Here is a 14,493-nt window from a genome sequence, read left to right on the forward strand (position 1 = left end):
CGACAAGCGGTTAGCCCTTTTAGGTTTGAGGTTTAACTAGAAAACCGTCACCGGCCAGGGTGGCGGTTTTCGCTTTTCACCTTGATGGTAAATACCAGTCCAAAAATATGGAACGTCAAAGTAATAGGCATCGCTCTCACCTCCTTCCGGAAGTGTGGGCTAACCGCCTGCCGTTATGTGCAGTACCTTTTCGCATTTAATTTTAACACATCTTTCGACCGAATGCAACGAAAAAGCTCCCGTGATGGGAGCTTTTTCGTTTTTCCGTTACCCATAGGGATCGTACAGGTCGTATTCTTCTGCCTCCTGATGCTGCTCCTCCAGCACCCGGATGGCCTGTTCCAGCTGGCTCTGGGAAGCGCCGCTCTCGCTGGCAAGGGCGCGGACCGCTTCGGGCAGGCTGCCGCCGAACAGGGTGACCATCCGCTGGCGCATGGCCGCAACGCAATAGGCCCGGCGGGTGACCGTGGGCAGATAGGTGTTCTGGCTCCCCGCCTTGCCGCCCTTGACCCAGCCCTTTTCCTCCAGACGGTACAAAAAGTTGAGCACTGTGGCCGGAGCCCAGCCGGTGGCGGTCAGCTTTTCGCTGATATCCCGCCGGGTGGCCGGGGCGGTGCAGTCCCAGACCGCCAGCAGCACCTGCTCCTCGGCGGCAGAGAGTGGTTTCAGTCTGTCTGAAAGTCCGTACACCGGTTTCACCTCCGATTTTTTGCTTTTACATTTGTCTCATTTCAACAGGATTATACCATACCCGGCACAAACAGGCAAGCAGTAAAAGTAAGGAGCCATGCGGTAAAACCAGCATATTTTTACATTTGTCTTAAAAAGTGTTCTTCATTCAAGGACAGTTGTTTGTTTTGCGCGCTCAAGGCAGGCAGAGCAGTCCCATCTTTGTGCAAAGATGCTCTTGTTTTTGCACCCCCGGAACCGGTATACTACGGACAAATCAAGCACACACCTGCCGCAGATGAGAGCGGCGGTACGGATAGGAAAGGGAGAGTTCCATATGGCACGAGTATACAACTTCAGCGCAGGCCCCAGCATGTTACCGGAAAAGGTGCTTCGTCAGGCACAGGCAGAGCTGCTGGAATACGGCGATTCCGGCCAGAGCGTGATGGAAATGAGCCACCGCAGCAAGTGGTTCGATGCCATCATCACTGAAACCGAAGCCACCCTGCGCCGGGTGATGAACATCCCTGACAACTACAAGGTCGGTTTCTTCCAGGGCGGTGCCACCCAGCAGTTTGCCATGGTGCCCCTGAACTTTATGACCACAGGCAAGGCCGATTATCTGGTCACCGGCAATTTCTCGAACCTGGCTGCCAAGGAGGCCGCCAAGTTCGGCGAGGTGAAGATCGTTGCTTCCAGCAAGGACAAGAACTTCACCTACATCCCCGATGTCAACGCCATCGACTACGACAAGGACGCAAGCTACATTCACATCTGCCAGAACAACACCATCTTCGGCACCCAGTACGTTGAGGTACCTCAGGTGGAGGGTGTGCCGCTGGTGGCGGACATGAGCTCGATGATCCTCTCCAAACCTGTGGACGTGAGCAAGTATGGCTGCATCTACTTTGGCGTGCAGAAGAACGTAGCCCCCGCCGGCATGGCCATTGCCATTGTCCGGGACGACCTACTGGGCCACGCCGCCGACACCGTGCCCACCATGATGAACTACACCACCCTGCTGGCCAAGGACAGCATGTACAACACGCCCCCCTGCTGGTGCATCTACATGACCGGTCTGGTGCTCAAGTATCTGGAAAACGACATCGGCGGTCTGGAAAACATGCAGAAGATCAACGAAGCCAAGGCCAGGATCCTGTACGATTATCTGGACGGTCAGGAGTTCTTCCACAACCCTGTGGAGCACCGCTACCGCAGCACGATGAATGTCACCTTTACCAGCCCTGACCCTGACATGGACAAGAAGTTCTGCGCCGAAGCCGCCGAAGCCGGTTTTGTCAACCTGAAGGGCCACCGTCTGGTGGGCGGTATGCGCGCTTCCATTTATAATGCAATGCCCACCGAAGGCGTAGAGAAGCTGGTGGACTTCATGGAGAAATTCCGCAAGGCAAATGCCTGATTTGTGTATAGGAGATAGGAAAGTATGTTTACGATCAAGACCCTGAACGCCATCAGCCCGGTGGGCCTGGCAAAGCTGAACAAGAATCTGTTTGATGTTTCGGTTGGCACCGATGCCCCCGATGGCATTCTGGTGCGCAGCGCCGACCTGCTGAACACCACCTTCAACGACAACCTGCTGGCCATCGCCCGTGCCGGTGCCGGTGTGAATAACATCCCGCTGGATCGCTGCTCGGAGCAGGGCATCGTGGTGTTCAATACCCCCGGTGCCAACGCCAACGCCGTGGCTGAGCTGGTCATTGGGATGCTGATCGCAGGCAGCCGCAATGTGGCCGCCGCCGCCCAGTGGTGCCAGGGCCTGACCGGCGACCCCGCCATGGCCAAGACCGTGGAAAAGGGCAAGAAAAAGTTTGTGGGCAACGAGATCAAGGGCAAGACGCTGGGTGTCATCGGTCTGGGTGCCATCGGTTCCCGGGTGGCCAACTGCGCCATTGAGCTGGGCATGGAGGTCTACGGCTACGATCCCTACATCTCCATTGATGCCGCCTGGAACCTTTCCAGCCAGGTACACCACTGCGTGAACCTGAACGACATGCTCCCTCTGTGCGACTACATCACCATCCATGTTCCCTACCTGCCCACCACCAAGGATACCATCAACGCCCAGACCCTGGCCCTGTGCAAGGACGGCGTGAAGATCCTGAACTACGCCCGCGGTGAGCTGGTGAACACCGCAGCCCTGCTGGAGGCCATGGAGACGGGCAAGGTCTCCGGCTACATGACCGACTTCCCCACTGAGGCCATTCTGGGCAAGCCCGGCATCGTCTGCACCCCGCATCTGGGTGCTTCCACGCCGGAGGCCGAGGACAACTGTGCCGCAATGGCCGTGCAGGAGATCAGCGATTACCTCAAGAACGGCAACATCGCCCACTCGGTGAACATGCCCGAGGTGCATCAGCCCCGTGCAGGCGGCAAGCGCATCTGCATCATCCACAAGAACGAGCCCGGCATGATCAGCCAGATCACCGCCCTGACCACCGAAGCGGGCCTGAACATTGAAAACATGGTGAACAAGAGCAAAAAGAACATGGCTTACACCATGCTGGACGCGACCGGTGCCGTAGACGGCAGGCTGGCTGAGAAGCTGGCCGCCATCCCTGCTGTCATCCGGGTGCGCATCCTGTAACACTGCCAGCCCTTAGCTTTCCCCTCGCCCCATCTGTTCATGGGCGGGGGGATTTTTTTGTGGAACACCCCGCCGTCCCTCCGGGCAGGTCTGCTGATATAAAAATCCCCCCTGCCGTCATACAGCAGAGGGGAGAAAGAAGATCAGAGTGTTTACAGTTTCTTGCCAGTCAGGAGCTCATAAGCCTCCTCGTACTTGGCAATGGTCTTGTCGATGACATCCTGAGGCAGATCGTAGTTGCTGTCGGGATTGGCCTTGAGCCAGTTGCGGACGAACTGCTTATCGAAAGAGGGCTGACCGTGGCCGGCCTCATAACCCTCCAGCGGCCAGAAGCGGCTGGAATCGGGGGTGAGCATCTCATCGCCCAGCACCACGTTGCCGTTCTCATCCAGACCAAACTCGAACTTGGTATCGGCAATGATGATGCCGCGGCTCAGGGCATACGCGGCGCACTTCTTGTACAGGGCAATGGTGTAGTCCCGCAGCTTGGTGGCGTAGTCCTCGCCGTGGCCGGGGAACTGCTTTTCCAGCACCTCAATGCTCTTTTCGTAGCTGATGTTCTCATCGTGGTCGCCGATCTCAGCCTTGGTGGAAGGAGTGTAGATGGGCTCGGGCAGCTGCTGGGATTCCTGCAGGCCCTCGGGCAGGCGGATGCCGCAGACGGTGCCGTTCTGCTGGTAGCTGGCCCAGCCGCTGCCGGTGATGTAGCCGCGCACGATGCACTCGATGGGCAGCATGGTCAGCTTGCGGCACTTCATGCTCCGGCCCTCAAAGGCAGGCGTGCGGAAGAACTCGGGCATATCGGCGGTATCCACGCTCAGCATGTGGTTGGGCAGAACATCCTTGGTGTAGTCGAACCAGAATCTGCTCATCTGGGTCAGCACCTTGCCCTTGTTGGTCACTTTATTTTTCAGGATCACATCAAATGCAGAGATACGATCGGTGGCAACCATAATGAGGCTGTCGCCATTGTCATAGATCTCGCGGACTTTGCCTTCCTTGATGGGCTTGAATTCAGTCATAGCAAACACTCCATTTTTCCTGATAGCTCTTTCATCAACGTCCTCGCCCGCTCCGGCATTGCAAAGCAATGGAGGGCAGGGTGAGCCGTTTTCCGTTTACCTATTCAGTCTATCACACTTACTGTCCGTTTGGAAGAAACAGATTCCAAGGAAAATCGCCCGCAATTTTCGATTTCTTCGTGAAAAGTGTCAAAAATCAGCAACATTTTTCGTCGAATTGACGGCTAAAGTCGTACTTTCCCGGTTGACAGCGGCTCAGAACATGGTATCATTGAAGTATCAGAATTCAACTGCATCAGGAGGTAAGACCTATGGGCAAATTCCCGAAAGACTTTTTGTGGGGCGGTGCCACTGCCGCCAACCAGTGCGAGGGCGCTTACAACGAGGGCGGGCGCGGCCTGTCCAGTGTGGACGTGGTACCCTTTGGCCCCGACCGCTTCCCCGTGGCGCTGGGCCGGCTGAAGATGCTGGACTGCGATGCCGAGCACTTCTACCCCTCCCACGAAGCCATTGACATGTACCACCACTTCAAGGAGGACATCAAGCTCTTTGCCGAGATGGGCTTCCGCTGCTACCGCCTGTCCATTGCCTGGACCCGCATCCTGCCCAACGGCGATGACGCGCAGCCCAACGAAGAGGGCCTGCGCTTCTATGAGGAACTCTTTGATGAGTGCCACAAGTACGGCATTGAGCCGCTGGTGACCCTGTGCCACTTTGATACCCCCATTGCCCTGATCAAAAAGTACGGCGGCTGGAAAGACCGCCGGATGGTGGATGCCTACGCCCACTACTGTGAGGTGCTGTTCCAGCGCTTCCGGGGCAAGGTCAAGTACTGGCTGACCTTCAACGAGATCAACATGCTGCTCCACATGCCCTTTATGGGAGCCGGTCTGCTCTTTGCGCCCGGCGAGAACGTGCAGCAGGTTAAATATCAGGCCGCTCACCACGAGTTGGTGGCCAGCGCAAAGGCCGTCAAGCTGGCCCATGCCATCATGCCCGATGCCATGGTGGGCTGTATGCTGGCCGCCGGTCAGTTCTACCCCCGCACCTGCGCCCCTGCCGATGTGCAGGCCGCTGCCGAGGCTGACCGCGACAACTACTTCTTCATTGATGTCCAGTCCCGCGGCGAATACCCTGTCTGGGCCAAAAAGCGGATGGAGCGTGCAGGCATTGCCCTGCAGACGGAGCCGGGCGACGAGCAGCTGCTGAAAGAGGGCACTGTGGACTTCATCTCCTTCAGCTACTATTCCAGCCGCTGCACCACTGTGGACCCCGAACTGATGAACAAGGCCAGCGGCAATGCCATCATGGATGCCGTCAAGAACCCCTACCTCAAGGCCAGCGATTGGGGCTGGGCCATCGACCCGGTGGGTCTGCGCATCACCATGAACAGCCTGTATGACCGCTACCAGAAACCGCTCTTCATCGTGGAGAACGGTCTGGGTGCGGTGGACAAGGTGGAAGCAGATGGTTCCATCCACGACACTTACCGCATCGACTACCTGCGGGCCCACATCGAGCAGATGGAAAAGGCCATCAACGAGGATGGCCTGCCCCTGCTGGGCTACACCACCTGGGGCCCCATCGACCTGGTCAGTGCTTCCACCGGCGAGATGAAGAAGCGGTACGGCTTCATCTATGTGGACAAGGACAACGAAGGCAAGGGCACGCTGGCCCGCAGCCGGAAGGATAGTTTCTACTGGTATAAAAAGGTCATTGCCTCCGACGGTGAAGATCTGGCCTGAGCCAACTGTGAGGAAAGGAATCATAGCACAAGATGACGACACCCCAAATCATTGCGCACCGCGGTGCATCCTATCTGGCCCCTGAGAACACGCTGGTCGCCTTCCGCAAGGCGATGGAGATCGGCGCAGATGGCGTGGAAATGGATGTACAGAAGACCTATGACAACGAGCTGGTCATCCACCACGACTATATGGTGGACATGCACACCGACATCTCCGGCCAGATCTACGACCTGACCATGGGCGAGCTGAAGGCTCTGGATTTCGGCAGCTGGAAAGATGCCATCTACGCCAACGAGAGGATCGCCACGCTGCAGGAAGCGCTGGAGCTCTGCGCCGGCATGGAGGGCACGCAGGTACAGCTGGAACTGAAAAGCCCACTGGAGGACGACCCCGACTTTGTGCCCCGGGTGCTGGATGCGGTCCGCGCCGCCGGGCTCACCGACCGGCTCACCCTCATCTCCTTCCACCACTCCCAGCTGCGGCAGGCAAAGCAGCTGATGCCTGAGCTGAAGGTCGGTGCGCTGACCTACGGCGCTTTCCTCAGCATGGTGCTGCCTCCGCCGGTGGTGTGGAAGGATCTGGGTCTTGTGAACAGCATGGACGAGCCCTTCAGCGAGGAAAACTGCATCGACCTGCGGAATAATCTCATCTACCGCACTGTGGCCGACAAGGTCGATATGCTCCGCGCCAACTTCCCCGGCGAGACCGTGGAGCAGGTGATCGGCCATCTGGAGGAGCAGGCAGATGTGGCTGCCTACATCAAAACGCTGGATTTCCCCGTGGATATCGTCAGCTGCGAATACCACACCGCCTACTCCAACCCCGATCTCGTGAACCAGCTCCACGCCATGGGCATCCAGGCCGCGTTCTGGACCGTGGACACTCAGGACGCTGTCCGTTCCCTGCTGCCCCTTGGCCCTGACTGCATCGTCACCAACCGGCCTGACCGCGTGCGGGAATGGGTGAATGCGGAAATGAGGAAATAAAAAGATCACAAAACGTCCCCGTGCAGGATATCCAAACTGCACGGGGACGTTTTGTTATGTCAGAATGCAAAAATCATACTGTCGGTATCTGAAATACAATGATTCCATAGGTCATTTCGTCGATCTGTACGCTCGCAAATCCGACCTGAACTTTTGCACTTCCAAACGTACACTCAGTCGGTTCTAACAGAGCCACATGATCGTTAATTTCTTCCAGAATCAACCGTCTTTTTATCGATTCAAAATACTCACTTTCATACGCAACGTTTTTGAAATATGAAACATAATAGGCATTCGTATCGCCGTTTTTCACCAGTTCCTGGCTCAACTCGTCTGACACGGTATCCAAATGCGCACCGCCTCGAATCGCAGTCCGAATACCGTTCATTTTTGCAACGTTTTCCGCCATCGCAGCCACTTCTCTGTTCGTTTCAAAGCGTTGGATCAGGCTATTTATCCCATAGAAATGATCATTCATCATGGCGACCAGTTCATCTTCCAGGATTATATTCTCTCTCGGTTCTTCCCTTATGACTACTTCGCGCACTGTCTCAACTTCCCGAACCACTTCCACAACCTTTTCAGGCGTACAACTCGTCAGACAAAGCGCAATCAGGATGCTGGCAAAAATCGTTGTAGTACATTTCGACATCTGTTTCATCATAGTCTTCTCCTGTCACCGGCATTTTCAATCTAACGAAACGGCTTCTCCAAGGGGATGCTATATGCTCATAATACCGGTTATTTTGTCGATTTGTCAACAACCAGATCATTTCAGACATCATTTTCTCTTTTTCGACAGGAAAAAGCTCACAATAAAATCGTGATTGCACAAAAAAGTGCCTCAAAAATTTTAATAAGATACTCCTCTGCAATCCGTTCTGAACCGCCTAATGAAACCATGTCTTTCCCTGCTCTCTCCAAAGTGAGAAAATAGTACCATAAAAATGTATTTTTGAGAGCAGTCTGAAAAATACAGAGACGCAGCAAGCAGAACTCCATGGAGAAGCAGCCCTCCAACCGTGCAGAAAACCAGATACGTCCCTTTACTGTCGGCAGAAAGAACTGGCTGTTCAGCGACACGCCTGCCGGTGCAAAGGCCAGCGCAGTGATCTACAGCATTGTGGAAACTGCAAAGGCAAACAGCCTTGTGCCCAGAGATTATATCCAGCTTTCCGCATTCTGACATAACAAAGCTCCCCCGTGCAGCTTTGTTATGGTCTTTTAACGGTTAATTACAAATTTTCTTTGGTGCGCTCGAGGGAACTCGATTCCCTGGCCCTTTGATTAAAAGAATCCAATGTGCATCATTCGTCAAATTTCAAAAGTTCGAAGAACCGTTATTTTTATCGTATCATCGCAAAACGCACCTTTGCACACACCGCATTGTTTGCATACAGTGTAATGCTTTGCAACCGTTATCCAGCTATTCAGGTGTGCAAAAAGTGTGCAAAAATGTGCAGACGGGCAAAACAAAGCCCAATGGACAAATCAACCACCGGTTTTATGGCAGGGTTTAGGACATCCGAACAGACACCGTTTGATATAGAAATGAGGTTCACCATGAACAAACTGCTTTCCTGCCGCTACAACATGGACACCAACCGGGTGGAAGCCCGGTTCGAGGATGGCACCACTCTTGCCATTGACTGCATCGCCGTGGAGGACGAGTACGGCAACACCCCGGCACAGCAGGCAGAGCTGGACTGGCTGCTCTACAACAAGCCCTTGGAATACGCCCAGCTTGTTCTGGGCGAAGAGATTGAGCATTATCTTTCTCTCGGCTGTGACCACGGCAGACTGGAAGATTAAGCCCTTATAAAGAACACGATGCCCACCGACCTATGGTTTTCGCCATAAGCTGGTGGGCATCTGTTATTCTGGCTTATAATTCACTGATGGTTGCAGTAATGGGCTGCATGAGGATTTGCCTGACCGGGTTATATACTGCCAGCACCACAGCCGCCAGCACGACTACGACGATCACGGCAAGACAGCCCCACGGCATCTGCCACGTTGCACCGAAATAATGGGTGATGAGCAGGATATACAGCTTCCGATTCAGCACAAGACCCAGCGCAATGCCCACCACAAGACCGGACACCGCATAGGTGCCAGCTTCGGCAGAGATCATGCGTTTCAGCTGTGCATCATCCATCCCGATGGCACGCAGGATGCCATACTGCTTCATTCGTGCCGACACGCTCATGGAAATGCTGTTGACGATGTTCAGAATGGTGATTCCTGCAATCACGATGAGAAACGCATAGACCACCAGATGGAACGCCCAGTAGGTGCTTTGTATCATCCGATTTCCTTCGATTCGGTTGGAAAAAACAACCTGCTTGTTTAACGTGTCGCTCAGCAGGGTGTGTATTTGTGCAATGGCTGCGTCTGCTGTGGTATCTTTTAGTTGAATATCGATCACCGCATAGCGGTTTTGCCCGGTCAGCTGATGGAAGGTTTCTTCGGTGCAGATAACAATCGGGGAATCGGTACTACTGAACGGGCTGTCGTTCAATACACCCACGACTGTGAGCTTTGCATCCTCCAGCTGAATGGTATCACCCACGGTCAGGGAGTTGCTTTTGTCGAATACCGTCAGCACAGGGTATGTGCCATCCTCCGGCTCCTGCGGAAGGGTTCCGCCAATCAGGTCTTTTTTCGCCCAGCCAAACTGTATCGTATCGTATGAAATCAGGTCGATGAACCCCTGTTTTCCCTGATATTCCGCCGGGAGCGGGCAATACATCCGCCCGAATGCGTGTTTGACTTCCGGCAGAGCTTCCAGCTGCTCCACCAGTACCGGGTCAAGGACATTTTGCCCGGATGTTTCAGCCACCGATAAGTCCGGTGTGTAGGGCTGCAACGGATTCAGCGCAAATCCAACCCATCGAAGCAAAACCGAAAAGCTCAAAAACAGGAGAATGCTTAACGCAAAGGAACCTGTCATCAAAAGCAAGTTCTTTTTGGACGAGGTTGCATGGCTCACGCCCAAAGAAAGCTCTGCACGACTTCCAAACAACCGAGCATGACACGGAGAATCCGCTGCATTTTCCACCGCATTCCCAGTTGCTGCTGTGATCGGAGAAGCTTTTGCCGCCCGCCGTGCCGGAGAAGATGCCGCGAACCAAACCGTGATAAGTCCTAGCACGGAACCACAGATAATACCGACCGGGCTGATGCCAAGCACTGGTAAAGAGCTGAACTCCTCGCCGATAAATCCACGCAGAAAGGAACACAATCCCCATGTGGAAACGATTCCCAGCACACATCCTGCTGGAACAGCAGTTTTACACCAGAAAAGAGCTTCCAGCCGGACAAGCATCCGAACCTGATTTTTTCCTGCCCCAAGACAACGCAGCATTCCATAATAGCTGGTACGCTGCGCTACATTGCTGTTGATGCTGCCTGTGATCATAAAAATTCCGGCAAGGACGACCATGCCAGCCAACACAGCCGCTACCGCATATAAGCCTACAATATAATCGTTGTTGCTGCTTGCGTTCAACGCCATCAGGTAAGTATTTTCGGAGATTTTTTCTTCTGAAATTCCGTACTTGTTTTCGATGTTCACAATGGACTGCCGCAAATTGGTACATGGCTTGAACTGGATGAAATACTGTGTTTCAAAGGATTCTTCTACCTGTGCGGCAATCTGAGAAAATGTACTGCGGTTCATCACCAGCACAACAGCATCATACTGGTTCGCATCGGAGGTATCCTCATTGAAACCTGCGACAGTAAGCGAAATGGTCTGTCCATCCGGGAGCGTCAGCGGAATCGCTGTACCGACCGTAACATCCAGCCAATCCCGGATGTTTGCTGTCACGAGCACTTCGCCATCCGCCGGGGCAGTGCTACACTGCATTCCCGGAAAGATTTGAAGGATTGCATCATCTGCTCCTACCAGTGCGGCATGTTTATCTCCGGCAAAGTAGTTTTCCGTAAGGGAAGCGTTGATGTCGCTATACGCCGAAAATGCAGCAACATCCTCCTGTGCGGCAAGCTCTGCGGCTGTTTCAGGGGAGATGTCCTTTACCATGATATGCCAGTTTCCGTTTTTGTTCAGCTGGTTTGAGGTTTCCATCCGAATCGCCATATCTGCCATACTGAACACCGCCGTGACCAGAAACACCGCAAGGACGATGCACAAAATCGTCATGCGGTTCTGCCGTCTGCGTACCTTGGCAGAAATCGGGATCAGGCTCAGATAGCTTTTCATTTCTGTGCTGCTCATTCCCGGCACCTCCCAAAATCGGTCAGGCAGCCGTCCGATACCTGCAGCACCCGGTCTGCCGTCTGCGCAATGCTGCGGTTGTGGGTGATCATCAGGATGGTCTGCTCGTATTTCCGGGATGTTTCTTTTAGCAGGGCAATGACCTCGCTGCTGTTCTGGGTGTCCAGATTGCCGGTCGGCTCATCCGCCAAAATCAGTGAAGGGCGGGTCATCAGGGCGCGGCCAATGGCTACCCGTTGCTGCTGCCCACCGGAAAGCTGGCTTGGCAGATGCTTCCGACGGTCTTTCAGATTCAGCACGGTCAGCAGTTCTTCCAGATATGCCCTGTCCGGCTTTTGGTAGTCCAGCAGCACCGGGAACAGGATGTTCTGTTCTACGGTCAGTTCCGGGATGAGGTTGAATGCCTGAAAGATAAAACCGATATTGCGGCGGCGGAAGATCGTCAGCTCCCGGTCTTTCATGGCAAAAACATCCTTGCCATCAATCAGCACCTTGCCGGAAGTCGGCGTATCCAGTCCGCCAATCAGATTGAGCAGGGTGCTTTTGCCAGAGCCGGATTCGCCAACGACCGCCACATATTCGCCTTTCGGCACTGAAAAACTAACATCTTTCAGCGCATGGACAGCGGTTTCTCCGCTGCCGTAGGTCTTGCAGAGATGGTTGACTTCTAATAGTTCCATAGTGTATCCCTCACTTTGCAGGTTCCTTCGATTCAGACGGATGATCTCTGTCTGTGCAGAAAAGGATAACACGTCAACCTTACTGCAAGCCTACACTCAGCCTACAATTTTGTAGGAATCGGAAAATTCAGAGTAAAGGTCGTGCCCTTTCCCAGCTCACTGTCTACTTCAATGGTGCCGTGATGGGCTTCCACAACGGCTTTTGCCAGCGGCAGACCCAGCCCGATGCCCTGTGTATCCTGTGAAAAGCGGCTGCGATAAAACCGTTTGAAGATATGGTACAAATCTTCCGGGTGGATGCCGCTGCCGTTGTCGCGCACTTTGATCTGAACCATGGACGGCAGTGCATTCCACTCTACCTGAATCGTATCTCCGCTCTTTGTGTGGTCAAGGGCATTCTTTACAAGATTGTCCACAGCTTCCTGCATCCAGTCACGGTCACACCAAAGTGTAACCGCCTCTGAGCCGGACAGAACAAGCTTTTTCTGTTCCTGCTCTGCACGATAGTGATACTGCCGCGCGATGTCCTGCACCATTTCAGCAACATTTTCGTTTTTCTTCTCCAAGACGACCGAACCGGCATCCAGCCGGGTGATTTTGAGCAGATTCTGCACCAGCGTTTCGATGCGGTCCAACTCCTGTTCGGACAGGTCTGCAAACTCTTTGACCTCCGACGGCGAAACAGCTTCGTCCTGAAGCAGACCGTTGTAGATATTCAACGCCGCCAGCGGTGTTTTGAGCTGGTGCGAAATATCTGCAATGGTATTTTTCAAAAAACGCTTCTCCCGCTGCTCGTTGTCTGCGTGTGCGCTCAGAACTGCCGCCAATGCATTAACGGAGTGAAACAGACGGTAAAATTCTCCCTCCCGGTCGCAGTCCAGTCGTGCATCCGGGTTGCCATCCAGACAGTTTTGGATTTGCTGGACTGCCTGTTCCAGAAGCGCGCTCTGCCTTTGGAAATAGCGAAAAAGCACGCCCCAGAGACAGCCGCCCAGAAGCAGAAAAACCAATAGTAACCCGAAAGAAAATACATGCGTCGTATGCCATACGATGCCCTGCGTGAGAGCCAATGCCACCGCCCAGACCGCCAGCACGGCTTGGAACAAATTTCGGATCTCCCGGTTTGCGAATACTTTCATACGGCACCTTTACCCATTCCATTTATAGCCCATGCCGCGGACAGTCAGCAACATCTGCGGTTTGCCGGGGTCGTCCTCGATCTTCATCCGCAGCCGCCGGATATACACTGTTAAGGCACTGCTGTCAATGTAATCCCCATCGCAGTCCCACAGTGCATCCAGAATTTGTTCCTTGGATAGCACGGCATTCGGATGCTGCATAAAGAAGCAGAGCAGCTTGTACTCTGCACCGGTCAGTTCCAGCAATACTCCGTTTTTGTATGCCTGCCCCTGCAACAATCGGACGGTGATGCCATTGGATTCCAGCACAGGTTCTCCTGCGCTGGACGCATTTGCACGGCGAAGCAGTGCATTGACCCGCGACAACAGGACACCCAGCTTGAACGGCTTGGTCAGGTAATCATCCCCGCCCAGTTCCAGTCCCATGATGATATTCATTTCCTCATCCGAAGCGGTCAGGAACAGAATCGGCACGTTGGATGTGCGCCGCACCTTCTGGCAGAAATCGAAGCCAGAGCCATCCGGCAGGGAAACATCCAGCACCAGCAGGTCATATTTTCTGTCTGACCACAACACCTCGGCTTCTGCCAGTGTCCGGGCTGTATCCAGTGCAAAGCCCTGTTTCTTGAATGCAAAAGTCAGCCCACTGATCAGGCTCAGATCATCTTCCAAAAGGAACAGTTTTCTCATGATTCCCTCTCTTTTCTGCGTTTTGTGTGTCCTACAGGTTCAAAAGCATTATAAGTTTTTTCTGCGAACATTACAATGTGCGAAATGGAAATCGTTTCTTGCCGTGTGTTAAATATAAGTCCTACTATCACCGCTTTACTGCAATAAAATTTGCAAAACCATCTTGACGTGCCCTGCAATCCATGATACCCTTTATCGCAAATCCCACCAATTTTGTAGAAAAGTACAGAACGGCGAGGATTTATTCCCCATGAAGATTTTTACCGCCCCGCAACACACCCGATCTATTTTGCCGCTTACTTCATCCGACAAAATCATCGCTGCGCTGCGTGGGCGGTATTTTTCTTTTTCACAAATAAAATCTTATGTAGTTGTTCAATCTTCCAAAATTTGTTTTTAGTTGTTGACCGCACAACCGCAAAGTGTTATTCTGATGCTTGAAAGAAGCAGGTTGTAGTGTCCGCACTGCGCCCGGCTTTCTTCATACTGTACCTTGAATCTTACATAAGCCGTCTGAACGAGATACTGCGCCATGACCTCACGCTTTCTGTGGGCGAGCCGGACAACGCCGCTGCAAAACAGGGGCAGGAACTGCGTTCGGTGTGAACGGTGACCATGAGCAGGGGCTTTGCCTTTTCACACGTTTTGCTCTGCAAAATTTTCAACGTGCATTGCGGTTCGACTTCTGAAATTTTCAGTGTTGCACGGAAAGGG

General features: G+C 53.6%; 13 protein-coding genes and 1 pseudogene. 7 read left to right on the top strand and 7 right to left on the bottom strand.

Annotated elements, in window-relative coordinates; all coding sequences use genetic code 11:
- Positions 1–267 precede the first annotated feature (267 nt).
- Positions 268–690 (bottom strand): BlaI/MecI/CopY family transcriptional regulator, encoded by a 423-nt coding sequence (locus tag P0G09_RS07935; protein WP_275252386.1) that lies wholly within the window; start codon positions 688–690, stop codon positions 268–270.
- Positions 691–1,006: 316 nt separating this feature from the next.
- Here P0G09_RS07935 and serC point away from each other — a divergent pair, with 316 nt between their 5' ends.
- On the top strand, positions 1,007–2,089 hold the full coding sequence (gene serC, locus P0G09_RS07940; protein WP_227611574.1) for a 3-phosphoserine/phosphohydroxythreonine transaminase: 1,083 nt from the start codon (positions 1,007–1,009) through the stop codon (positions 2,087–2,089).
- A gap of 24 nt (positions 2,090–2,113) precedes the next feature.
- The gene (locus P0G09_RS07945; RefSeq protein ID WP_275252387.1) at positions 2,114–3,274 is read left to right on the top strand and encodes a phosphoglycerate dehydrogenase; all 1,161 of its coding nucleotides are present in this window, start codon (positions 2,114–2,116) and stop codon (positions 3,272–3,274) included.
- A gap of 152 nt (positions 3,275–3,426) precedes the next feature.
- Here P0G09_RS07945 and P0G09_RS07950 read toward each other — a convergent pair whose 3' ends face one another.
- Entirely contained in the window at positions 3,427–4,296 is an 870-nt protein-coding gene (locus tag P0G09_RS07950; RefSeq protein WP_097770041.1) for a phosphoribosylaminoimidazolesuccinocarboxamide synthase, read from the bottom strand.
- Positions 4,297–4,607: 311 nt separating this feature from the next.
- On the opposite strand from P0G09_RS07950, the gene P0G09_RS07955 reads away from it, so the two are divergent.
- Positions 4,608–6,041, top strand: coding sequence for a 6-phospho-beta-glucosidase (locus tag P0G09_RS07955; protein WP_275252388.1), 1,434 nt, complete (start codon positions 4,608–4,610; stop codon positions 6,039–6,041).
- A 32-nt stretch (positions 6,042–6,073) separates the two neighbouring features.
- Positions 6,074–7,030 carry a glycerophosphodiester phosphodiesterase family protein gene (locus P0G09_RS07960; RefSeq protein ID WP_249259741.1) on the top strand — a complete coding sequence of 319 codons (957 nt, stop codon included), beginning with the start codon at positions 6,074–6,076 and terminating at the stop codon, positions 7,028–7,030.
- A 73-nt stretch (positions 7,031–7,103) separates the two neighbouring features.
- On the opposite strand, the gene P0G09_RS07965 is transcribed toward P0G09_RS07960, so the two are convergent.
- On the bottom strand, positions 7,104–7,694 hold the full coding sequence (locus P0G09_RS07965) for a hypothetical protein (RefSeq protein WP_275252389.1): 591 nt from the start codon (positions 7,692–7,694) through the stop codon (positions 7,104–7,106).
- 351 nt (positions 7,695–8,045) lie between these two features.
- Between P0G09_RS07965 and P0G09_RS07970 the strand changes: the two are divergent.
- Positions 8,046–8,216 (top strand): annotated as a pseudogene (locus P0G09_RS07970) (transposase); the annotation flags it as partial.
- A gap of 377 nt (positions 8,217–8,593) precedes the next feature.
- Positions 8,594–8,842: a DUF6061 family protein gene (locus P0G09_RS07975; protein ID WP_275252390.1), complete on the top strand. Its 249-nt coding sequence runs from the start codon at positions 8,594–8,596 to the stop codon at positions 8,840–8,842.
- A 73-nt stretch (positions 8,843–8,915) separates the two neighbouring features.
- Here P0G09_RS07975 and P0G09_RS07980 read toward each other — a convergent pair whose 3' ends face one another.
- The 4 genes from P0G09_RS07980 to P0G09_RS07995 all read right to left on the bottom strand — a co-directional run bounded on the left by P0G09_RS07980 (position 8,916) and on the right by P0G09_RS07995 (position 13,779).
- Positions 8,916–11,270: an ABC transporter permease gene (locus P0G09_RS07980; protein ID WP_275252392.1), complete on the bottom strand. Its 2,355-nt coding sequence runs from the start codon at positions 11,268–11,270 to the stop codon at positions 8,916–8,918.
- Positions 11,267–11,950: an ABC transporter ATP-binding protein gene (locus P0G09_RS07985; RefSeq protein ID WP_097793055.1), complete on the bottom strand. Its 684-nt coding sequence runs from the start codon at positions 11,948–11,950 to the stop codon at positions 11,267–11,269. The genes P0G09_RS07980 and P0G09_RS07985 overlap by 4 nt, the downstream gene beginning before the upstream one ends.
- A gap of 101 nt (positions 11,951–12,051) precedes the next feature.
- Entirely contained in the window at positions 12,052–13,089 is a 1,038-nt protein-coding gene (locus P0G09_RS07990; protein WP_275252393.1) for a HAMP domain-containing sensor histidine kinase, read from the bottom strand.
- A gap of 9 nt (positions 13,090–13,098) precedes the next feature.
- Entirely contained in the window at positions 13,099–13,779 is a 681-nt protein-coding gene (locus P0G09_RS07995; protein WP_275252394.1) for a response regulator transcription factor, read from the bottom strand.
- 456 nt (positions 13,780–14,235) lie between these two features.
- Between P0G09_RS07995 and P0G09_RS08000 the strand changes: the two genes are divergently transcribed.
- Positions 14,236–14,385 (top strand): hypothetical protein, encoded by a 150-nt coding sequence (locus P0G09_RS08000; protein WP_154256067.1) that lies wholly within the window; start codon positions 14,236–14,238, stop codon positions 14,383–14,385.
- Positions 14,386–14,493: the final 108 nt, after the last annotated feature.

Origin of the sequence: Faecalibacterium sp. DFI.5.82, from assembly GCF_029076575.1 — a bacterium.
GTDB classification, from domain to species: Bacteria; Bacillota; Clostridia; order Oscillospirales; family Ruminococcaceae; genus Faecalibacterium; species Faecalibacterium duncaniae.